We start from the raw sequence: 21,962 nt of genomic DNA on the forward strand, positions 1-21,962 counted from the left end.
AAGTGCAGGTTATAGATTCAGCCATGTGCCTGCTGCCTTTCGCATATCTACTTTAGCTTTCAATCGTTTAGCCAGCAGAAATAAGCCACCTAGCTTCCTGTGTATAAACAGGGCATCTACTGGCGGCGTATGCCAAAAATTGTGCTCCATAGTCAGCGCCATTCCCTTTTCGTGAAGCCTTGCAATGAGATCGCTTTGGCCAAAGTCATAAGCGCCCTCGCAGCGAATCGCTTCACACGCCTCCATACCAATGTTTATCACGGCATCGATTTGCGTTTGAGAGTGGCTTTCGTCAATTAATCCTATGCGAAACGCGGCTTGCTGCATCATCGCTCTATCGTTGGCTGCGGCGCTATTGAGTAACGCCTGATACTGGGCTGAAATGGCGTCAGGCACGTCCCGTGTAGCACCAAAATCTAACAGAACGATTTCTTTTGTATCGGGTTTAAACTGATAGTTGGCTAAGTTAGGGTCGCTCTGCAGCAGCTTAAAATGAAAAATTTCATTAAAAAATAAAGTCATTAGCGCCGTCATCACGGCATCTCGGACGTCCTGAGGCTCGTTTAATAGCGCATCTAAGTCACGCGCCTCTATGAAATCCATCGCTAACACGGTACTGGTGGTAAGGGGAGCAAAGGTTTGCGGAATGACAAACGCCTTACTCCCTTTACATTGGATGTCGGTGCTTTCAACCAACGCGCGATAACGGTTAAGCATGTCAGCTTCTCGAACGTAATCAGCTTCTTGGTGAAGCTGTGCTTTCGCCTCTTGTAAAAGCGGGTTGATATCTAGTGATTTAGGTACCAAGCCAGTAAGTTTTATAAGTGTAGCTACGTTGTCTACATCGCTATCTATGCTTTTTTTTACGCCAGGATACTGCACTTTTACTGCTAACATCCGACCGTCCATCGTAATGACTTTATGCACCTGGCCAATAGAGGCCGCAGCTATAGGGGCAAAGGAAAAGTAAAGTAAGTCATCTTGCCATTTTTCGCCCCAAGACTGATTCAACGTGGTAATTAGCTGGTCTTTTGGCATAGGGTCAGCGTCGTCCCGTAATCGCCCTAGAATAGCGGCGAGCTCTTCGGGGAGAAAATCTCCTGCATCCATTGAAATAAGCTGCCCGAGCTTCATAGCTGCACCACGCATACTGGCAAGCTGATCTGCAATGTTTGAAATGTTTTTGGGCGTTAAGAGCAGCGAAGACAACGCGGGCTTCTCACCCTTTAACAGTTGCCCTGCACCTTGTGACACCACATTACCCGCAATTCTACCTGCCAATGAACCCAAGCGGCCTATGCGCGATAAACGCGACGTCGGTACCGCTCTACTAGAACGGGTCGGTGATTCAGCGGATTTATTGGGCTTCTCTGCCATAGGCTCACTCAGTTTTATTAAAGACGAAGGGGAACGTTTGGTTTGTTATTGGCTAAACATAACCTAAAAAAGTAACTGGAGTTTATAAATTATACTGCCGGACAAAACGTCTGGATCGGGTTTCCAGCCAAAAGTCATTGAGGACCTGTTGACCATTGCTGTACATCAAAGGTCAACAGGACTTAATGTTTAGGAAGTGAGGTTGCCTACAGGGCGATCAACGGATAAGACAGCTGTTTAAACAGAAGTCTGATTTAAAAGCCGCGTTTAGATTGCCCATAATGTACTTAAAAGAAATGTGTACTTGCCGTTCCTAGTCGCTCAGCGGTTTCTTGCTAGGCACGTTGTACAAGGCAATTGTAAAAACACTGTGTGCTAGATTATCTGTGAAATAAATTGAATCACTAGTCCAACAACGCTTCCATAAGCAAACCCAGCCCAGCCACTTGTCGCTCTATAACGCCAAAGTGCTGCACCAAAAAAGCCACACCAAAGCATGGCAGAATAAGTGGAAACAAGGCCGCTGCCCATCCCTGTATCTGGCAAAAACAGCATGACGACAAAGGTTAGCGCCATTGCGCCACTTAACAGCACCCACATGATATTTTTCTTATCAGCGAACGCATCGTTTTGTTTGACGCTCTTTGCATCGGCATCTTGCGTTTGCTGCGCATTTTCTCGTTGAACAGCGCACTGAGCTGCTTTGGATGCACGTAGTTTTCGTGCACTACGCTCACTTCTTGATTGGGGTTTCTTGACCTGTGAAGGCAACGGTGATGTAGCGCTATGGGTCATGATGTACCTCATTAACTGAATTTAGTAACTGTTTATTCATAGTTAAGGTAGAGCATGCATGCCAAGATGACTATACGACTTCGGTCTCACACCACGAGCAAAAAAGCCCACCCGCAATCACTGTCGTTTGACAAGGAATGCGGGTGGGCTTTCACAAACTTATACCGTTAGGTATTAGTGATGGTCGCTATTTTGGCTTTTGAAGCTTACTTCAAGCAAATTTACGCTATCAGCAAAGGTCAGGGTTTTGATATCACCCTTGCCTTCTACATTGAGCGTATTCACCTGTTTCGGCCACAAGTCACGCAATGCATCGTGGCGAATTTTAATGCCTTCAAGCACAGGCGGTTCAGCAGTTTCCTGATAAACCCAAAAGTGTTTACCTTCAACTTCAAAACCTACATCAGCAAGCTTTAATGGATCGCCTTCCGCATTTAAAATCGCAAAGTGATGGGCGACGTAATCAGCGAATTGTTGCTGCGTTTCTATGTCGTCCATAATATCTGCGTGCTTGTCGAACAGCGCCTTAACCGCGTGCTCAGCGTCGTGCAAATTAAAGCGGTGCATCACCTCAATATTTTCTGTTCTAGGATTAAACAGTACCGTGGTAATTGCTGCTTTTATTTGATGTGCGTGGGCTGCAGAGCTGTACGACATTGCGCTAACTAATAACGCAGCCGTAATTGCGAATGCACTTACGCTTGCAAGCAGAGCATGCGCGCTCTGCTGCAAGCGAGCCAAAGACAACTTATTCGTCATCTTTGTCCTCGTCGTCGGTTTTCAGTTCGGTCTTTGAGTCGTGCATAAGGTCGCGGTACTCGTAAGTGTTACGCGGCTTATTCTTATACGCTTCAATACGCGAAGGAATGATACGACGCGGGTAGTGGTTATTTTCCACATCTACGTCTGCGGTTTCCCAGTGCGGATCAACGGTTACGCTTACCAGCTCTTTGTCTTTGTCGGTAACAATAAGCTTGCTTACGGCTTTAGGTGTACGACGCCAAATTTCCGCAGGAATACGCATTTCTTCTTTCGTGCCGTCTTCAAACGTTAGTTCAAGAATGATTGGCATCACCAACCCACCCTTGTTGCTGAAATCTAGCACGTAGTAGTTTTTGTCTTCTTTCACCGCACGCTCAAACGCTTTACGCTCCCAAGGCTCAAGATCTTTCAAGAATTTCTTGTACTTATTGCGCTCTTTGTTAGTTACGGTGTAACGATCGTTTTCGTCGTAGAAGTCACTGATATCTTCAAAGCGATCTACCCAAAGTTTTTTGCCTTCTTCTTTATTACGAAGGTCGGTAAGTGACTTCGGTTTTTCCATTTCTGCTTTGCGCTCACGAGCAAAATCGATATCTGGATCTTCAGTGTCTAAACGAAGCTTATATACGCTGTCTAGGCTGATGTCTACGTGGTCTGTGGTGTAAAACCAACCACGCCAGAACCAATCTAGATCAACGCCTGACGCTTCTTCCATAGTACGGAAGAAATCTGATGGTGTAGGACGTTTAAACATCCAACGCTGCGCGTACTCTTTAAACGCGAAATCAAACAGCTCACGGCCAAGAATAGTTTCGCGAAGAATGTTAAGCGCTACTGCAGGCTTGGTATAGGCATTTGGGCCAAGGCGAAGAACTGAGTCAGACTGGGTCATAATTGGCACCTGGGTCTGAGACTTCATGTAGCCAGTGATATCACGTGGCTCAACGCCCCAAGGGATCGTAGGATCCCACTCGCGACCGGCAACGCCGTCTAGGAAGCTGTTCAGACCTTCATCCATCCATGTCCACTGACGCTCGTCAGAGTTAACGGTCATAGGGAAATAGATATGACCTACTTCGTGAATAACCACGCCAATAAGGAAACGTTTCTCAGCCAGCGAGTACGTGCGTGAACCATCGTCACGAAGCTCTGTACGCGGACCGTTGAAGGTGATCATGGGGTATTCCATGCCGCCAACCGGGCCATTTACTGATTGGGCTACTGGGTATGGGTAATCGAAGCTGAAGCGACTATAAACATCCATGGTGTGGATGATTGATTCTGTAGAATACTTCTGCCATAGCTCGCCACCTTCTTTCGGGTAGAAAGACATGGCCATTACCAATGGTTGAGTGTCACCGCCTTGCTGATAACCACGCGCATCCCACGCAAATTTACGCGAAGAGGCCCATGCAAAGTCACGTACGTTTTCTGCCTTAAAGGTCCAGGTTTTAAGCTTAGTCGTGCCTTCTTTTTCGTTCTCAATTGCTTCTTCTGGTGAAACAATGAATACGATACGGTCAGCCTTCTCTGCCTTTTTCAGACGGTCGCGCTGTGTTTTAGTTAACACGTCTTTCGGGTTTTGAAGCACACCTGTTGACGATACGATGTGGTCAGCAGGAACTGTAATATCTACTTCGTAGTTACCGAACTCTAGCGTGAACTCACCACGGCCAATAAATTCTTTATTAGTCCATGCTTCGTAGTCGGTGTATGCAGCTAGGCGTGGGAACCACTGTGCTAGCAAGAAGATGTCGTTACCACCTTCACGTTCGTCATCTGGGAAGTGCTCGTAACCTGCACGTGCTGAAACAGCGTCTTCTTCTACAATGTTAAACGCAAAATCGATATCGAACGTAACTTTGCTGCCTGGCTTCAACGGTTGAGCCAAGTCAACACGCATTAAGGTGCCAACTACTGTGTGACGTAAGTCATTGCCCGCTTTGTCTTCAACACGAGAAATGGTATAGCCCAGCTCGTTGTCGTCAACAAACTGCTGACGGCGCAATGCACCCATGCTTAGCTTAGCTGGCGCATCGCCGCTAGCAGCTTGCGTACCCGGCCCGCGGTTACCGATACCGCCAAACGTGGTAGTAAGCGCAGACATTGAATCGTCGCGGAATTTGTTTTGGTCAAGCTGGATCCACAAGTACTTAAGCGTATCTGGCGCGTTGTTGTGGTAAGTAATGGTTTCGCTTGCTTCAATGCGGCGTTTGTCTTCAAGTAGCTTTACGTCAATATCGTAATCTACTTGTTGTTGCCAATATTGGTGGCCTGGCTCACCAGCGGCGTTACGGTATACGTTTGGAGTAGGGAGAACTTCGTCCAGCTGACGGAATTTATCTTCGAAATCGCCTTTAGTTTGTTTAATAGCGGCGGTACTAGGAAGAGAAATCAGCATAGACAACACTGGCGCTAGCCAGAAAAAGTGTCGTTTTGCGGTGCTCATGCAGGTTCCTTGCAACTTGTAAGTTAGAATTGTTATAAGATAACCGTCTTTAGTATATAAGCATGCCTGCCACAATCCAATTTTTTGACCGTAAACTAACCATGTTTTAACGCAAAAAAACTGTAACAGATCGTTTTGTTTCGCGCTTTAACTGTCGTATTCTTAAGCTCTTGTTATCTTTTTCCTTTCCCATATGAACCGTTTTAATTGGCAACGTGCCGTTATAAAAGTTGGCAGTGCGCTCATTGCTCCTGAAGGCAACGAATGCAGCGGGCGTTATTTGCTGTCTCTTGCTCGATTTATTACTGCTAGTCGCGAAGCTGGCAAAGAAATTATTCTTGTCTCTTCTGGCAGTGTTGCCGCGGGCCGCAGCAAAGTGAAGATTCGCCACAACGCATCTATTGCAGAAAAACAAGCCATGGCAGCGATTGGCCAGAATTTAATGATGGCCAACTGGCAGCGCTTTTTCGACTTTCCCTGTGCACAAGTATTGTTAACGGCGGATGATCTGCGCGATAGAACCCGCTACGTGAATATTAAAAATACCTTGCGCGAAATTCTGAATCACAATGCGTTACCTATTGTGAATGAAAACGACACGGTAGCTGTCAACGAACTCAAAGTAGGTGATAACGATAACTTGGGTGCTTACACCGCCCTAGTCGCCCAAGCAGACACCCTCATTATCTGCTCAGATATCGACGGTTTATTTACCGCAGACCCAAGAAAAGACGCCAACGCCACACTCATTTCACAGGTAGATAAAATAGACAGCACCATTTACGGCCTTGCCGGCGGCGCTGGAACAGCGGTAGGTACAGGGGGCATGCGCACAAAAATTGAAGCGGCAGATAAGTGCACCAGTAGCGGTATTCAAACTCTTATTGTAAACGGGCGAAAAGGCGAAACCTTCGATGCATTGCTTGAAGGTAAAGTGCCGGGAACCTTATTCAATGCAAGCAGCACTCCCGCCAGCGCGCGCAGACTATGGCTTACCCATACTCTAAAAACCGCTGGCAGAATAGACGTTGATAGCGGTGCGAAAGAGGCGTTAGTGCGAAAAGGCGCGTCATTACTGCCATCGGGTATTGTTGATGTCGCCGGTTTGTTTGAACAAGGCGACGCTGTTGAAGTGGTGTGCCAAGGCGAAGTTATTGCCAAGGGGCTTTGCTTATATAACGCAAAAGACTTAACGCTTATAAAAGGGAAAAAGTCGAAAGAAATTGCCAGTGTGTTAGGTTATGAAACAACGGATGTTGCCATTCACCGTGACGATATGGTGCTTTACTCATAGCGCTACTCAAAAGAATCGCTGCAATAGACTACCACGCATTAAACATTAATTGGCGTTAGTCGTTCATCGATTTTCATTATTTGCGCCAACAACAAAGCGATACATTTATTCACTAAGGGACGATCATGACTGATATCACACCTACACTTGCCGACTACCCTTACAAAGTCACTATCGCCACGCGTTGGCAAGACAATGATGCGTACGGACATATCAACAATGTTGTGTACTATGGTTTCTTTGATACCGCGGTAAACCGCTTTTTAATTGAAGAAGGTGGGCTAGATATACACAACGGGCAATCCGTGGCGTATGTGGTAAGCAGTCAGTGTCAGTACATTGCTCCGGCAGCCTACCCTGAAGACATTTTTGTAGGCTTGCGCGTTATCAAAATTGGCAGAAGTTCAGTGACTTATGGTCTATCGGTTTATGCCGGAGAGAATAAGCGACGCGTGGCTCATGGCCAATTTGTGCATGTGTTTGTAGACAGAAAAACCGACAAGGCCATTCCTATTCCTGTTAATGTGAAAACAGCGTTAGAGTCGATTGTGGAAGTAATGTAGAACATGGCAAAAATGACGAAGCACAATGCATCACAAGCGATGAGCAACGGCAAACAAAAGCAGGTTGTCTTTCTGGATGCCGAAACCATGGATTTGCCCAGTCTTGATACCTCTTCACTCGATGACGTACAAAACAATTTCGACGCCGCGATTACGCTTCATCAACAAACTCAAGCCGAAGACGTTGCCGAGCGCATTAAAAATGCCGATGCTGTGCTGGTTAACAAAGTCGTGCTACAAGCCAAAGATTTACAGCAGGCCAGTCAGCTTCGCTATATTGGCGTAACGGCGACCGGCATGAACAATATCGACCGTGATTACTGCGAACAGGCTGGTATTACCGTTCAAAATGTAGAGGGCTATGGCACTGATAGCGTTGCTCAACATACGTTGACCTTGGCACTAAATTTGGCCACCAATTTTGTGACGTATCAGCGCGATATGCGCAACCAAGCATGGTCTAGTTCTTCTCATTTCTGCTTACTCAATCATCCCGTGGTGGAATTGGCGGGTAAGCATGCGGTAATTGTTGGGCATGGCGAGCTTGGCAAGCGTGTAGAGGCATTGTTTAAGGCTATGGGTATGCAGGTGAGTATCGCTGCTCGCCCAGGTAAACAAGACGACCCTCGTCCAAGTCTTGCATCGCTTTTACCAAATGCCGATGTGGTAAGTCTTCATTGCCCGCTTACTGAAGCCACCGACAAGCTTATTAATGCCGATACATTGTCGCTGATGCAGCCAACCGCTTTTCTCATTAATACGGCTCGCGGCGGCTTGATTGATGAGGAGGCACTCTATTATGCGCTTAAAAACAACCAAATTGGTGGCGCGGGATTAGATGTACTAAGCGTCGAGCCCCCGCCTGTTGACCATATATTGCTAAAAGAGGCGTTACCTAACTTGCTGGTAACACCGCATAATGCGTGGATTGGTAATGGCGCTAGGCAAAAACTGCTCGATAGTGCTATCGACCATTTATCTGCCCACTTATCTTCTTGTTTATCAGCTCCCCAGGGCTAGACACCGCTATGAATAACGCAACCTTATTTGCTCTGTGCTGCCTGATTTGGGGCTCAACCTGGATAGCCATCACTTACCAAATAGGGCATACCTCTGAAACGTTTGCCATTGGGCTGCGTTATTTATTGGCGTCGGCCTGTTTAGGGATTTACTGTGTTATTAGGCGTTTGCCGCTTAAGCTACCGGTACATGTTCATGTGAAAATGGCCGCAGTCGGTCTCTTTTTATACAGCTTAAATTACACGCTGCTGTATATGGCGCAAGCGCATATAATTAGCGCGCTGTTAGCCCTTATGAGTTCTTGTATTATCTACATTAATGTTGTGCTTCGGCGGTGGTGGCTTAAAGAGCCTATAAGAAAAGAAGTGGTTGTAGGTGCGACATTTGGCTTGCTGGGCATTGTGTGTTTGTTTGTGCCGGAGTTTTCCAAAGTTTCCATGGATGCGGCGCTTGCCACCGGCCTCGCCATAGCGTTTGTCAGCTTTTTCTGCGCCTCAACAGGTAACGTTATCTCCGAGCGTATTTTGACCTCGGGTACGCCGGTAATCCAAATGAACTTCTATGCCATGAGCTATGCCATGGTGCTGCTTTTCATCACCTCACTGGCAATGCCGGGTAAGTTGGTCATTCCTACCCATACCGAGTTCTATCTGTCGCTGCTTTATCTGGCTATCTTTGGCTCTGTGTTTGCGTTTGGCGCGTACATGAAACTGTTAAAGCAAATGGGCGCTGACAAGGCTGCATATGTGGTCTTGGTATACCCCATGGTTGCACTGGTTATTTCTACCTTTTTCGAAGGCTATACCTGGAGCGTTTTATCTGTGGTTGGGGTGGTCATTGTGCTGGTAGGCAACGCCATTGCAATGGGAAAAGTTCCCCGCTTTATGCGTCGCCCACCGGTGTCGAGCTAAAGTCTGATAAAACCGTTTATTTGAGTGCGTTGATTTTCTTATTCAGTTCGTAAGCAGGCTCGGTAACAATGGTTTCAAGGGCTTCGATCCGCGCCATCAAAGCTTCAATCTGCGCATCTTTTTCCTCTAAACGCTGCTGCTGTTTGTCGGTCATGCTTTTAACGAACGGATTGCTGCACTCGCCGTTCATCCAGTCGTTTAGTCGCCACTGAAATTTTGCGTCTAAGTAGCTTGCCAAAAGCACAAGCGACGTCAGGCTGCCAATTAACAAAACTATACTTAACGTAGACATAATTTTTTCCTAATCCAAATTTCAAGGTTGAAGGCTTTTAGGGAAATGCCCTAAACGCACGTTACTGCACTTACTGTTTTAACTAGTCATTGGTTGCTTAAAAAAATTACAGTATTGATGAAAAAAGTTTGTAATAAAAATTCGTGGGGGCAGACTGATAGAAGTAACACAATAAAATAACAACAGTTTTTGTGATTAGGGATGTGACGTTGGGTCAGGGTTTTGAAGATGTTTTTGCGCAATACGGGGCAATACTGAGCCGTGTAGCCAACAGCTATGAAGCAAACGAAGCGATGCAGCAAGAATTATTGCAAGAGATTGCTATTGCCGTCTGGCAGGGGCTGTCTCGCTTTAAGGGCGATAGCAGCGTGAAAACCTATATTTTGAAGATAGCTCACAACCGCGCAGTTACTCACGTAGCAAATCAAGTGAAGCGTCTCGATACCCATCAATATGACTACGATGATTTGGGCTCTGACGGGTTCGCGAGTACTACCCAATCACCAGAGGAAATGTCTAGTCAACACCAGTCGCTAGAGCACTTGTTGCGCGCGGTACGGGCACTTCCATTGCAATCAAGACAAGTGCTAACGCTTTCTCTTGAAGGCTTAAGTTACGATGAAATTGCAGACGTCTGTGGTCTGACTAAAAATCATGTTGGTGTGATATTAAAGCGCGCCAAGCAAAGTATCATGCAGGAGCAACCGCATGCATAATTCAGATAAAGAGAATCAAACGAACCCGCCGGTATCAGTAGACGATGAGCAAAATGATGGCCTTTCTGCGCTATGGCAAGCTCAGCCAGTTACGACTATCAACCTCTCGGAAGTAAAAGCCAGCCTAAGCAGTGAACGAACCAAACAGCGTTGGTATATGGTGGTTGACTCCTCAGCGTTTATCCCTGCGATCTACTTGCTAGTTGTTACTTGGGAAAAGTTCACTTTTATCGCCCACGCGATGTATGTTTTTATGCTGGTCACGGCTCTTCCCTTGCTTGTTTATCAGCTGTGGTTAAGAAGAGTGGCTGCATTTTCAAAAGACACTCAAACCGCTGACCACCTGATGCAGCTCATAAAACAAATTAAGAATAACGTGAAGATTGCTGTAATCACTAAACACTCGACATGGACTGCAGTGTTATTTGGATATGGCTTTCTGGTGGAACGCTATTTTTATGGGGAGCTTACCCCAGAGAAAATTATGAAGATGGCTATAATTATGACTTCCATGAGCATTGTGATGCTAGTGTGGTATGTGTGGGCTAGCAAAAGACAAAAGCGTTTTGAGCGTCAACTAGAAACGCTTGAGAAGATGGCGCAGCAGCGATAAGGGCGCATGAGTGCAAAAGTACGATGTTTTAACTTTGAGCGCTTAATTCTTATTACTTGTGCTCGGAGTGCTCACATTATCTTTCATCGCTTGCTCTGCGCTTTCATTGGACTCTTCAGCTTCACTGTCGTCTTCATCACTATCTCTACGGGTTCTGTTATCACCCAAGAAAAACTCATAATAAAGGTCTAACGCGAACTCAGATTGGTCTTCCAGTGTGGTTTGAATGGCTTCTAAATATAAACTAGGTAGAAGCTGATATTTTACCGCCAAGTCAGGCGGTAGTTGTCTGCGTCTTAGCGTGCTATTGGCGTCGTTGTTACTTAGACCAACGTCCACGTTGTATTCCACAGATAATCGCTCGTTAATCTGCCCTCTTACCGACAGTAAGTCTTCGTTAGTGCTTAAACTAAAATCATCAATACCTAGTGCGCTTCCCACTTGTCCTGTCAGGGTTTTGGTGTTGGATAAACCAAAACCTACTAGCAGCGCAGCATAGTTTGGATCTTGTGTGCCCGAGTTCGGTCCAGAACCTGTGAGTAGATATGACAATACGCCCTGTTGATCCATTGCAGGCTCAGAGAACAGGTTGATACTTGGCGAATCGGCAGCCCCGTCAATGCGAATTCCCGCAATTACGTCGTCATCGGTTTTAGCCGGGTCGCGGATGGCTTCAACCAGTAACAATGGCTGGTCGATGGGGCCGTTGAACTGAACCTCACCGGTTTGAATAATTAACTGTTGCCCGTAAGCACTGTAGCGTCCGTTCAATATTTGAAGATCACCGTAACCCACAAGCGCTGGCTGGGTGTTCACGCGAATTCCGCCATATAAGCTTGCGGTCAGTCCAAACGCCTCAAGCTTCACTTCTTCGGTTTTGTTTTTATCTATATTAACTAGCACCGATGCGTGAACGATATCTAGCGGATCTTCTCTATCGGGTTCGCCTCGCAGGTGCACGTCTTTTGAAGGAGAAACAGCGCTTTCGGGGAGCGACTCTATTTCAATTCGTGCCCACGGTATATTCACTTCGCCGGTAACATCAACCTTTTCTTTTGTGGCAGCAATATCAATATTCGGAGATACCTTTAGCCTGATATTTGGCTGACGAATTTCGAAACCATTCCCTTTTAAATTGAATGTCGCGCTTGGATCAGATGACCAGTCTATATTGCCCTTAAGCGCTCCTTTACCCCCACCTAGCACAAACGCACCGTCTAGTGCTGCGGTCTGGCCATCAAGTACCACTTTTTGATTCCAATCTGCCAATGTCACGGGGGTATCTTGTATATCAATAGCGCCATTTGAAATAGCTAATTCACCATTAAGCGCCGGGTCGTCAACATAACCACTTAGCCTAATATCTCCATTAAGCTTTCCGGTCAGGGTTCTGATAGCTGGGGAAAGCGGTTTAAAAGGCGCAACGTTAAGCCCTTCCATCACTAACTTGCCCTCTAGCGGTATGCGCTCATCAAACGGTCGGGTATTTAAAGAAAGCGTAGCATCGCCAATGTCTTGACTAGAGATTAAGGATGTCGACGTTAGTTGGCCTTGCTTGATTTTTCCGTTGGTTTCTATGGAATTAATAGTAAGTGTAAGGGGGCGTGTTTCACCTAATTGCCACGGGGCAGCGCTCATCGACGCCGTAAACGTCGCATCTATAGGATCCTTGGGTGAATAATTGCCCTTTGTTTTTACCGTAAGCGTTGCTTGCGAAGGGCTTGAAACAAGGGTGGGCGCTAATTCATTTGCCCATAACCCAATCGGTAGTGAGGTAGCGCTTATGTCCCAACTGGCTTTATCTTCCTGATAATTCACATTTGCAATACACAGCTCCCCTTCTTTTCTAGAGGACCAGCAGTGTTGGCCTATTTTGGCTGTTACCGGTGTGGTGCCAATATCTACGCTAAAAGGGCTTGATAGTGTCCATTGCATATTAGCGAGTTTTAATGCGGTATCGCTGATTTCACCAATCCAATGGTTATTGGTCCACGCGCCTTTGAGCGAAAGCGCAATCTTGTTGTCGGGCAATGCCAAGTCAAGTTTTGCTGTGTGATCGCGATAGGTTCCATTGATTGCAATTTCGCCATTTAACGGCCCTTGCTGGGCTGCGGCAGCGTTTAGATTAGGCGAAATGGCAATATCAGTGAGAGCTAGGGTTCCGTTTGCGCTCGGGTTCTGCCAGGGGCCGGTGGCATTTATCTTGCCATTTATCCCGCCGGTTATTTCTGGGTATAGGCTTGAAATAGCATTAACGCTGATTGCAATATCAGCATTTAAGTGACGTTTATTGAGCACTTGAGCGACGGCGCGGATAGTATTTCTTTCCTGCTCATTTTCTTGCGTAACATTAATATTAGTTACAAATAAATCACTGGGGCCGGCATAAACTGCATTCCCTTTTACTTGCAGTGGTTTGCTTTGAAGCACGCCTGATACCGTCATATCTCTAAGGCTCATGTGTAATCCGCCGCGCTCAGAGTATTGCAATATACTGTCTATTTCTCCGCTAATTTTTTCAGGCGCATAAATGCTGAACTGTCGCCCTGATACATTCTTGAGCGTTGTCTTACCTTCCCACGCAATACTTTCATTTAGATAAAGGGTACCTGTGTTGGTTAAGCTCCCTTCCAATGCGTTTATGTTAGCTTTATTAACGAAAATATTGTTCTTTTTCAGTACCACATCAAGTGATACCGGTACATTGCCAATGTCTGGTAATGTAACGGCTCCCGCTCCTTTTAGTACGTAATCACCCATGGTGCCGGAAAGCGTTAACTGTCCTTCTTTGAGCGTAGTGTTTTCAAGTGTCGGTATGGCTTGTTCTTGCCAGTTCGCAGTGAATTCTATGGGAAGGTTACTGTCTAGAATGTTGGCCATTAGGTTAGCGTTTGCGGTAACCGCGCCTCTGGCTACAACTGACAGCGTTAAATCGTCCAACGCACCTGCGGCCGCTACACTCAGTTCTTGTGGTGTGTCGCCAAGCTTCGTTTTCGCGTTAATAGCCACATTTAATGGGAAGTTTCCGTCAAGTGTTGCGCTCGCTTTTCCTTTCACCTCACCTTGTTCATGTACAACGGTCATTTCTTCAATAGCGACATCGCTGCCCTTAAAGTGAGCCTCTAACAGCGAGATGAGTGAAATGTGTTGTTTGCTCTCCCCTTGAATTATGTGTAGATCTTCTACTAAAAAAGTACCAAGAGACAAAGGAATAGGCGTAGCTATATTTGGTAGTACGGGGACGTCGTAGCTTAGTGAGTATGACGTAGGCAAAGCGCTATCAGTACTTGGAGCCTGTTCTTTTTTTAAAGCAGGTTTTTGAGCAGGCTGCTCACTATTAGTGTCCGGTGCATTGGTCATGGCTGCCGGTGAAGAGCTGGCAGCTTCATCTTGGTTTAGCAGAGCAATGCGAACACCTTTCGCGGCTATGCTGTCGAGTACAAGGGCGCTATTTCCTTCAAAATCGGTCAGCTCTAGTTCATCAATTTCTACTGTTGTCGTAATTAGAGCAAGTTTGATATTCGTTAGCGCTAAATACCCAACATCAATAGGCAGCGGTAATTCAATCTGGCCACCTGAAGGTGCATCATCGGAAGAGTCAGGCGCGTTTGAGCGCTGTGTAAGCGTAGCGTTTTCCAGCGTGACTTCATTGACACATACTCTGGGCTCAAACAAACAACGCCACGTTACATCAATATAGGCATATTGTGCAGTTACCTTCCATTGCGGGTTTTCCCATGCAACATTATGCACTTCTAAGGTGTCAGCGAACCCGCCTTCAATGGCATCAATAGAAAGATTATCAACAAATGTGTTGGCGATTAACTTGACGGTAGGGCCCCCTAGCGGGCTGATTAATACTGCATATATGCCCACCAGTATAAAAATAGGTGACAGCAAAATAGCCGAAAGCGTACGTTTTCTCATAGCTCAGGCCCCAAGATGATGTGAACACGCCAATCATTCTCTTCTTTAGATAGTCCTCTGGCTAGATAAACTCTAACTGCACCTATGGGCGACAGCCAGTGAACCCCTGGTCCTATACCATAAGCGAGGGAGTCACTGATATCATCGGCAGCTTTGCCAGCGTCTAAGAACGCAGCTATTCGCCAGTTATCAGCAATCGAGTATGCGTATTCAACGCTTGATGTGGCCAAGTATTTACCACCAATAGACTCAACGTATAACTTACCAGTCTCTGGGTTGATGAGCTCTGCTTTGGGTGATAAGTCACGAAAGCTAAACCCTCTAACGCTTTGATCTCCACCGGCGTAAAACCGCAGTGATGCGGGTACATCATCAAAGGAATTTGTTTTAATGGCGCCTAGTTCCCCGCGTAGAGTTATTCTGTGTTTATTGTTATATGTACGAATGAACATAGCCTCAACTACCGTTTTGATATAGTCGATGTCTGAGCCTAAACCTTCTTTCCCGTATTGCGCTAGCACTTGAAAATAGTTGCCGTTACTTATATTCAACTCACTGTCTTTTTTGCTATAGGTTAGTGAGTAGCCTGGTAATACGAGCGATGTGGTATTAGCTTCAAGCTCACCCTGGTCGTAAGTCTCTCTAAGGTAAGTGAGTGAATAATCCTGTTGCCAAGGCGATCCATCCTGTTGCCAATAACGATGTGCAGACAAAGATAAGGTTTCACTCTCAAAGGAAGTGTTGTTGTACTCTATAAATTGGTAACCCGCCTCGATGCTGGCGTAATCTCGGGTTATGTTTTTCATAGGAATGCGGTAGTCGGCGGTAACCGATTGTTCGGGTTCAGAAATGAAGATATCAGATGAGACCGAATGCCCTTTATCGTTTACCCAAGGACGCTCCCATCCCAAGCGAACCCTTGGTCCTGTATCAGTGGCGGCACCCATTGATACGTTAAACGCATCTGTGGGTCTATGAAGTAATGATACTTCTACTGGCACAAGTAAGCCTTCAGCTTCACTGACAACGGGGCGGGCAATAACCCTAGTAAAATACCCAGATTGATTCAATCTGCGGTTGAAATCACCAAGTAATGCAGACGAGTAGGCATCGCCCGCTTTGAAAGGCTTTAATCGTTCAATAATGTCCTTAGCCTTGTCATCCCCTACAAACTTTAACTCGCCAAATTGATATTGAGGCCCGCTTTGTGCAATTAAAAGCACGTTCGCTTGTTTTTCGTCGCGAACCAAATCCAAGCGAGTTGCCTGCCAGAAATAGTCAAAATAGCCGTTGGATAGCGCATAGTTGAACATAGAAGATTTAAACGATTCATAAATGGTTTGGTTGAGTACATCGCCTTCTTTAAGTTGTAACGAATTAAATCGCTCTCTAAAGGCTTTGTCTTCACGCCCTGCACCAATAATTTCACGGGTCACTTTATTTATCGTGAGCGGCGCATTTAACGCAACATCTACGGCGACCTTGTCACCTTCTAGTATGCGTACGTTTGTCTCACTGTTGTAAAAGCCATAAGGCTGTACTGCTGTTGCCACCGCTTCTGCAACTTCGTTTTGCCAATAGGGGTCCGTCAATAGCGCCTTTTCTACATCAAGCCCATTTAAATGCAGACGAATATTATTACGAAGCTTTGAGTCGTCTACGCCTTTGATGTCGTAAGTGATTGACTCTTGAGCAAACGATGCCATGCACAGTAACCACAACAGCGTGCAGCATGCAGCTTTGGTCAGTAAAGGCGTTGCTTGGGATGTTCTGAGCATAAATTGTCGGAAAAATAGGTCTTGCAAACTGGCAAGCCTGCTCCAAGTTGAAGGCATGAAAAGGCTAAATCCTTAAGGTAACGCTGGGCTTAGAAGCTTACCACTAGAGGGTAAAATCCATGTTCTATCTATGGTTAATAGTACCACATATACAGTTTGTATTCGCAAACTACGACGAGAGATCAAATAATTGCGCTAATGTTGATACTTTAAGCCTAGGTAGGTTTGTTTTTGTACATTATGGCCTGAGTTTGTATACTCAAGCTTGCATAGCTTTGAGGTTTACCCGTTAGCTAAGTTCCGCCAACAATAAAAATTTACAAGGGAATGTTATGTCTTATTTCAAGGCTTTCTCACCGGCATCATTTATTGCCATATTGCTGCTTACTATTTCAACGTATTTGAGTGCAGCGCCTGCGACAGAAAAAAGTACCTACGAAGCGTTTAGCTCGTTGCCAACCTATTGGACACCGTCATTGTCACCCGATGGAACGAAAATCGCTTTTGTTCAAAATGTTGAGCAAGAAGAAGCATTTGCCATGCTCGCAACTTACGACTTAAAAAAGGGGGAAAAGCATTACCTGCTGCGCTCTGACAATGAACGCGTAAAGATTAATTGGTACCACTGGGTAAACAACGAGCGCTTGGTAGTCAGTGCTCGTTACGAGACGCGGCGTGGCACAACCAAAGTGCACGACACGCGCTTGCTAAGTGTTAAATTTGATGGAGAGGGCGGCGCATTTAACATGGTTGAATGGGAACGCATTAAGCGCCGTGCTGGCAATCCTAGTCATATTCCACAATTTCACGATGATGTCATTGATTGGCTACCCGATGATCCCGAGCATATTTTAATAGCATTAGATGCCGAGGTGTTAGGCTTACCTTCGGTATATAAAGTTAATGTAAACACTGGTGGAGTAAGCCGAGTCGTGCGTGGTAAAAAACGTATTAGAGACTGGCTTACGGATCAACAGAGTAACGTACGTATCGGTATTTCTCTTAACTATGACACTGGCGAACGAGAGGTTTTTCTAAAAGAAGGTGACGACTGGCGAACCTTGTTTGCCTATAACGCCATGACGGAGAAGGGAGAATACCCTGTCGGCTTTGCAAAAGACCCTAATATTTTATACTTCAAGGGCTACAAAGGCGACTACCGCGCACTTTACACCCTAAACCTTAAAACCAATGAGCGAACGGAAGTTTATGCTGATGAAGGCTACGACGTAAACGGTAGCCTTATCTACTCACCGGTCACGCGAGATGCGATAGGGGTGCGACATGACGGCCGTTTTTATTGGGATGAACGCTATGTTGCCTTACAAAATGGTATCGATGTAGGACTTCCTGATTATGATAATACGCTAGTCAGTTTCAGTGACGATGAACAGACCTATATTGTTTACTCTGAATCTGACATCCTACCTGGCGTTTATTTGTTAGGAAATCGCAAAGAAGGTACGCTCGATGTGCTATTTCAGCAATACAGCCAAATAGACTCGACGCAATTATCCGAGCATCAGTTGATTGAGTACGAAGCTCGAGATGGGATCAAGATTGAAGCGTATTTAACTCTACCAAAGGGTGACGGACCTTTCCCAACTATCATTCACCCCCACGGAGGCCCGGGGGCTCGCGATTTCAGAGGTTTCGATTACTGGACAGCATACTTCACCTCGAAGGGCTATGCAGTTTTACGTCCCAACTTTAGAGGCTCTAGAGGTTATGGGTACAGCTTCGCCCAAAGCCAAATGAAAGGCTGGGGCTTAGCTATGCAAGACGACATCACGGACGCGGCAGGCTGGATGGTTAAACAAGGTTATGCGGAACAGGATAATATGTGCATTGTTGGCGCAAGCTACGGTGGATATGCAGCTTTAATGGCAACGGTTAAAACCCCTGATTTATTTAAATGCGCTGTGAGTTTTGCCGGCGTAAGTTCACTTAAACACGTCGTCATTCATTCTCGCCGTTTCCTGAACAATGAATTCGTTAAAAATCAGATTGGGGATGACTACGATGATTTAGAAGCGCGTTCACCTTATTACAATGCGGAAAGTATCAAGACACCTATTTTACTTGTACATGGCGAAGAAGACCGTATTGTTCCGCCTCTTCACAGTCGTTACATGGCTGATGAATTAGAAGACCTCGATAAAGTCTTTAAGTATGTAGAGCTTGAAAGTGGCGATCACCACCTTTCTATTCAGCGTAATCGACATTTGTTTTTTAAAGAAATGGATGCATTTTTGGATGCGCATTTGAAACCAGCCAAAAGCGGCGAGACGATGGCAGCAGACCTTACAACCGAATAGCTCCCGTTAAACATGTCAGTATTTACGACAAACGCGTGTGAGCTGACGGCTTTTTAACCAAATTTCAGGTATACTATACAAGGTGCGAATATTCGCGCCTTTTTAATTTCCCCACTTTATTTCATATTCGAGACTTTATGCCCCAAACATCTAATGGCGTATCTGATGATACTGCAGTTATGCAAAAGCCTGCCCTTGGCCTTGTTGAATTTGTTGCGTTGATGGCGACCATGACATCGCTGGTGGCACTCAGTATAGATGCTATGTTGCCCGCGCTTATTCAAATTGGTGAAGCTCTAAATGTAGAGGAGGCCCACCAAACTCATTTGATTGTAACCGTGTTCTTTTTAGGAATGGCGTTTGGGCAAATGTTCTTTGGTCCGTTTTCAGACAGCCGTGGTCGTCGTTTAACTATTCTTGTGGGGCTGTGTATTTTTGCTCTTGGTACCTTTGTGTGCATGCTGGCTACCAACCTAGAGACCATGCTGGTGGGGCGGGTTATTCAAGCGTTTGGAGTTTCTGGTCCTCGCATAGCCTCCATGGCCATTATTCGTGATTTATACGTGGGTGATGCCATGGCAAAAGTCATGTCGTTCATCATGATGGTGTTTATATTGGTGCCCATGTTGGCCCCCATTATCGGACAAACGGTGATGGAATTGACGTCATGGTTTCATATTTTCACTATGTTCCTCATAGTGGCTACTATGGCTGGAATCTGGTTTTTCTCTCGCCAGGGAGAAACCTTGCCTCGGGCGAAGCGCAGAAAATTCTCGCGCGCACATTTTTTTAAATCCTCAAAATTTATCCTGACCCACCCCGAAGTGATGGGTTACACCTTTGCGATGGGCTGTATTTTTGGGGCGTTTTTGGCATATTTAAGCGCGTCACAAACCATCTTTACTGTGTTTTACAATGTAGGTGAATGGTTTCCTTATATCTTCGCTACCCTTGCCTTTTCTATCGGTCTTGCCTCTTACTTTAACGGGAAAATGGTTATGCGCTTCGGCATGCGCAAGCTCTGTCGATTTGCGCTTAAAGGAGTAAATTGTTTTGCGGTGGTGTATTTGGCACTGTTATTTGCTTACGATGGTCTGCCGCCGTTAATTCCGACTGTGGCCGTTATGTTCGTTGGCTTTTTCTTCGTGGGCATACTGTTTGGTAACTTAAACGCTATGGCAATGCAGCCTCTTGGCGATATGGCAGGCTTAGGTGCTGCAATTATTGGCTGCTTTTCAAGCTTATTTTCAGTGCCCGTTGCGCTTATTGTCGATAGTTTTTTAAATGGGAACTTGATGCCAATAGGTTGGGGTTTTCTTATCTTTTTTGCACTGGCTTATGTGTCAGTTCGCTTCGCTGAACGCGTTCGGGAAGTGGTTGTTTCTTAACTAGGTAAGCATTTGTCAGTAACCGCTTCGGGTTAGACTCGGTGTAAAGAGAGATGTGACTTACTGAATTGCAGGCATAAAAAAGCCCGACCAAAATGGTCGGGCAAGAGGGCTTAGTTAAGCACCTAACGACAGAAACTGTCTTAACCTATGATAGCTTTCATGTCAGTCATGTAGCCACGTAAGGTCTTACCTACTGATTCCACACCGTGTGAGCGGATGGCTTCGTTAATTTCAACAAGGCGTTTGTTCTCTACTTGATTAGAAGTAGCTGCTAAACCCTTACCGATAACGCTGGTATCAATGGTAGGCATAAATTTCTCACGCAAAATCGGAATTGCTGCGTTGGCAAACAAATAGTTTCCGTATTCTGCTGTGTCGGAAATAACCACGTTCATTTCATACAAACGCTTACGTGCGATTGTGTTAGAAATTAGCGGTGTTTCATGCAGTGATTCGTAGTACGCAGACTCAGGCAGAATTCCAGCTTCAACCATTACGTCGAACGCCACTTCAACACCACACTTGATCATGGCAACTAATAAGATGCCGTGGTCAAAGAATTCTTGTTCGCTGATTTCGCCTTCGTAAGCTGGTGCGTTTTCAAACGCGGTCTCACCGGTTTCTTCACGCCACTTAAGTAGGTTCGCATCGCCGTTGGCCCAGTCTTCCATCATGGTGCGAGAGAACTCACCGCTGATGATGTCGTCTTGGTGCTTTTCAAATAGCGGACGAAGTAAATCAGTTAACTGCTCAGAAAGCTCAAACGCTTTCACTTTCGCAGGGTTTGAAAGACGGTCCATCATGTTAGTCACACCGCCAATCTTAAGTGCTTCAGTAATAGCTTCTAGGCCGTACTGAATAAGTGCACCTGCGTAACCTGGGTCAATACCGTCATCAACCATTTTTTCAAACGCAAGTACTGCTGCAACTTGTTGCATACCACATAAAATGGTTTGCTCGCCCATAAGGTCAGATTTAACTTCAGCCACAAATGATGACTCAAGTACACCTGCGCGGTCACCGCCCGTTGCACTTGCAAGTGCTTTGGCTTGATCCCAACCTTTACCTTCAGGGTCGTTTTCTGGGTGTACAGCAATAAGTGTTGGTACACCAAAGCCACGCTTATATTCTTCACGTACTTCAGAACCCGGGCTTTTCGGCGCACACATAATGACTGTGATATCGCTACGAATCTGCTGGCCTTCTTCAACAATGTTGAAACCGTGAGAGTAACCTAATGTCGCACCTTCTTTCATAAGCGGCATAACGGCTTCTACAACGCTAGCGTGCTGCTTATCAGGTGTTAGGTTGTAAACCACATCTGCTTCTGGAATAAGTTGTTGATATGTACCAACAGTAAATCCGTTACTTGAAGCGCGTTTGTAAGAGTCGCGTTGCTCATCAATGGCCGCTTGACGCAGCGCATAAGAGACATCTAACCCTGAGTCACGCATATTCAGGCCTTGGTTAAGACCTTGCGCGCCGCAGCCTACAATGACAATTTTCTTGCCTTTTAAGAACTGACAACCGTCAGCGAATTCATCGCGTGCCATGAAACGGCAGCGGCCAAGCTGATCTAACTGCTGGCGAAGTGACAGGGTGTTGAAATAATTAGCCATAAAAATTTCCGAACAACATTCATTTTTGTCAATATCAAACACCGACCTTGGCGTTGACAGACCTCGTCTATGACGACTTGGTGTTGAGACTAAAAGATTTCTTTTGTTTTGGAAAATGATATATTTGCAAGATAATA

At 45.8% G+C, this 21,962-nt stretch carries 16 protein-coding genes; 8 read left to right on the forward strand and 8 right to left on the reverse strand.

Features of this window, described 5'->3' with window-relative positions; all coding sequences use genetic code 11:
• Nucleotides 1-9 precede the first annotated feature (9 nt).
• The 4 genes from ACX5KA_RS07895 to ACX5KA_RS07910 form a co-directional block, all read right to left on the reverse strand.
• Nucleotides 10-1,377, reverse strand: a complete 1,368-nt coding sequence (locus tag ACX5KA_RS07895) for an ABC1 kinase family protein (protein WP_458730821.1) — start codon at nucleotides 1,375-1,377, stop codon at nucleotides 10-12.
• 375 nt (nucleotides 1,378-1,752) lie between these two features.
• The gene (locus ACX5KA_RS07900) at nucleotides 1,753-2,172 is read right to left on the reverse strand and encodes a hypothetical protein (protein ID WP_458730822.1); all 420 of its coding nucleotides are present in this window, start codon (nucleotides 2,170-2,172) and stop codon (nucleotides 1,753-1,755) included.
• A gap of 174 nt (nucleotides 2,173-2,346) precedes the next feature.
• On the reverse strand, nucleotides 2,347-2,931 hold the full coding sequence (locus ACX5KA_RS07905; protein ID WP_458730823.1) for a DUF6702 family protein: 585 nt from the start codon (nucleotides 2,929-2,931) through the stop codon (nucleotides 2,347-2,349).
• Entirely contained in the window at nucleotides 2,921-5,383 is a 2,463-nt protein-coding gene (locus ACX5KA_RS07910; RefSeq protein WP_458730824.1) for a M1 family aminopeptidase, read from the reverse strand. The genes ACX5KA_RS07905 and ACX5KA_RS07910 overlap by 11 nt, the downstream gene beginning before the upstream one ends.
• A 193-nt stretch (nucleotides 5,384-5,576) precedes the next feature.
• Here ACX5KA_RS07910 and proB point away from each other — a divergent pair, with 193 nt between their 5' ends.
• From proB to ACX5KA_RS07930, 4 genes are all read left to right on the forward strand, one after another.
• Entirely contained in the window at nucleotides 5,577-6,677 is a 1,101-nt protein-coding gene (gene proB / locus ACX5KA_RS07915; protein WP_458730825.1) for a glutamate 5-kinase, read from the forward strand.
• 125 nt (nucleotides 6,678-6,802) lie between these two features.
• Nucleotides 6,803-7,240 carry an acyl-CoA thioesterase gene (locus ACX5KA_RS07920; RefSeq protein WP_014951416.1) on the forward strand — a complete coding sequence of 146 codons (438 nt, stop codon included), beginning with the start codon at nucleotides 6,803-6,805 and terminating at the stop codon, nucleotides 7,238-7,240.
• Nucleotides 7,241-7,243: 3 nt separating this feature from the next.
• Nucleotides 7,244-8,260: a D-2-hydroxyacid dehydrogenase gene (locus ACX5KA_RS07925; RefSeq protein ID WP_458730826.1), complete on the forward strand. Its 1,017-nt coding sequence runs from the start codon at nucleotides 7,244-7,246 to the stop codon at nucleotides 8,258-8,260.
• Nucleotides 8,261-8,268: 8 nt separating this feature from the next.
• Complete coding sequence (locus tag ACX5KA_RS07930; RefSeq protein ID WP_458730827.1) at nucleotides 8,269-9,171, forward strand: DMT family transporter; 903 nt, start codon at nucleotides 8,269-8,271, stop codon at nucleotides 9,169-9,171.
• A gap of 16 nt (nucleotides 9,172-9,187) precedes the next feature.
• Here the strand turns inward: ACX5KA_RS07930 and ACX5KA_RS07935 are convergent, their stop codons facing one another.
• Complete coding sequence (locus ACX5KA_RS07935; protein WP_458730828.1) at nucleotides 9,188-9,463, reverse strand: hypothetical protein; 276 nt, start codon at nucleotides 9,461-9,463, stop codon at nucleotides 9,188-9,190.
• Between the two features lie 209 nt (nucleotides 9,464-9,672).
• Here ACX5KA_RS07935 and ACX5KA_RS07940 point away from each other — a divergent pair, with 209 nt between their 5' ends.
• Both ACX5KA_RS07940 and ACX5KA_RS07945 read left to right on the forward strand, forming a co-directional pair.
• Nucleotides 9,673-10,179, forward strand: coding sequence for an RNA polymerase sigma factor (locus tag ACX5KA_RS07940; RefSeq protein ID WP_458730847.1), 507 nt, complete (start codon nucleotides 9,673-9,675; stop codon nucleotides 10,177-10,179).
• Nucleotides 10,172-10,792: a hypothetical protein gene (locus ACX5KA_RS07945; protein WP_458730829.1), complete on the forward strand. Its 621-nt coding sequence runs from the start codon at nucleotides 10,172-10,174 to the stop codon at nucleotides 10,790-10,792. The genes ACX5KA_RS07940 and ACX5KA_RS07945 overlap by 8 nt, the downstream gene beginning before the upstream one ends.
• A 42-nt stretch (nucleotides 10,793-10,834) precedes the next feature.
• Here the strand turns inward: ACX5KA_RS07945 and ACX5KA_RS07950 are convergent, their stop codons facing one another.
• Nucleotides 10,835-14,719 carry a translocation/assembly module TamB domain-containing protein gene (locus tag ACX5KA_RS07950; protein ID WP_458730830.1) on the reverse strand — a complete coding sequence of 1,295 codons (3,885 nt, stop codon included), beginning with the start codon at nucleotides 14,717-14,719 and terminating at the stop codon, nucleotides 10,835-10,837.
• A complete protein-coding gene (locus ACX5KA_RS07955) occupies nucleotides 14,716-16,554 on the reverse strand; it encodes an autotransporter assembly complex protein TamA (RefSeq protein ID WP_458730831.1) in 1,839 nt (612 codons plus the stop codon). The genes ACX5KA_RS07950 and ACX5KA_RS07955 overlap by 4 nt, the downstream gene beginning before the upstream one ends.
• 275 nt (nucleotides 16,555-16,829) lie before the next feature.
• Between ACX5KA_RS07955 and ACX5KA_RS07960 the strand changes: the two genes are divergently transcribed.
• On the forward strand, nucleotides 16,830-18,815 hold the full coding sequence (locus ACX5KA_RS07960) for an alpha/beta hydrolase family protein (protein ID WP_458730832.1): 1,986 nt from the start codon (nucleotides 16,830-16,832) through the stop codon (nucleotides 18,813-18,815).
• Between the two features lie 137 nt (nucleotides 18,816-18,952).
• Nucleotides 18,953-20,203 carry a multidrug effflux MFS transporter gene (locus tag ACX5KA_RS07965; protein WP_205622716.1) on the forward strand — a complete coding sequence of 417 codons (1,251 nt, stop codon included), beginning with the start codon at nucleotides 18,953-18,955 and terminating at the stop codon, nucleotides 20,201-20,203.
• A 143-nt stretch (nucleotides 20,204-20,346) separates the two neighbouring features.
• On the opposite strand, the gene ilvC is transcribed toward ACX5KA_RS07965, so the two are convergent.
• The gene (ilvC, locus tag ACX5KA_RS07970) at nucleotides 20,347-21,825 is read right to left on the reverse strand and encodes a ketol-acid reductoisomerase (protein ID WP_039221344.1); all 1,479 of its coding nucleotides are present in this window, start codon (nucleotides 21,823-21,825) and stop codon (nucleotides 20,347-20,349) included.
• Nucleotides 21,826-21,962 lie beyond the last annotated feature (137 nt).

The organism is Alteromonas alvinellae (assembly GCF_902705805.1).

What these genes read in the sequence shown, in the direction of transcription:
- ACX5KA_RS07895 (WP_458730821.1), bottom strand. Translation starts at nt 1,377, where the DNA reads ATGGCAGAGAAGCCCAATAAATCCGCTGAATCACCGACCCGTTCTAGT.
- ACX5KA_RS07900 (WP_458730822.1), bottom strand. Translation starts at nt 2,172, where the DNA reads ATGACCCATAGCGCTACATCACCGTTGCCTTCACAGGTCAAGAAACCC.
- ACX5KA_RS07905 (WP_458730823.1), bottom strand. Translation starts at nt 2,931, where the DNA reads ATGACGAATAAGTTGTCTTTGGCTCGCTTGCAGCAGAGCGCGCATGCT.
- ACX5KA_RS07910 (WP_458730824.1), bottom strand. Translation starts at nt 5,383, where the DNA reads ATGAGCACCGCAAAACGACACTTTTTCTGGCTAGCGCCAGTGTTGTCT.
- proB (WP_458730825.1), top strand. Translation starts at nt 5,577, where the DNA reads ATGAACCGTTTTAATTGGCAACGTGCCGTTATAAAAGTTGGCAGTGCG.
- ACX5KA_RS07920 (WP_014951416.1), top strand. Translation starts at nt 6,803, where the DNA reads ATGACTGATATCACACCTACACTTGCCGACTACCCTTACAAAGTCACT.
- ACX5KA_RS07925 (WP_458730826.1), top strand. Translation starts at nt 7,244, where the DNA reads ATGGCAAAAATGACGAAGCACAATGCATCACAAGCGATGAGCAACGGC.
- ACX5KA_RS07930 (WP_458730827.1), top strand. Translation starts at nt 8,269, where the DNA reads ATGAATAACGCAACCTTATTTGCTCTGTGCTGCCTGATTTGGGGCTCA.
- ACX5KA_RS07935 (WP_458730828.1), bottom strand. Translation starts at nt 9,463, where the DNA reads ATGTCTACGTTAAGTATAGTTTTGTTAATTGGCAGCCTGACGTCGCTT.
- ACX5KA_RS07945 (WP_458730829.1), top strand. Translation starts at nt 10,172, where the DNA reads ATGCATAATTCAGATAAAGAGAATCAAACGAACCCGCCGGTATCAGTA.
- ACX5KA_RS07950 (WP_458730830.1), bottom strand. Translation starts at nt 14,719, where the DNA reads ATGAGAAAACGTACGCTTTCGGCTATTTTGCTGTCACCTATTTTTATA.
- ACX5KA_RS07955 (WP_458730831.1), bottom strand. Translation starts at nt 16,554, where the DNA reads ATGCCTTCAACTTGGAGCAGGCTTGCCAGTTTGCAAGACCTATTTTTC.
- ACX5KA_RS07960 (WP_458730832.1), top strand. Translation starts at nt 16,830, where the DNA reads ATGTCTTATTTCAAGGCTTTCTCACCGGCATCATTTATTGCCATATTG.
- ACX5KA_RS07965 (WP_205622716.1), top strand. Translation starts at nt 18,953, where the DNA reads ATGCCCCAAACATCTAATGGCGTATCTGATGATACTGCAGTTATGCAA.
- ilvC (WP_039221344.1), bottom strand. Translation starts at nt 21,825, where the DNA reads ATGGCTAATTATTTCAACACCCTGTCACTTCGCCAGCAGTTAGATCAG.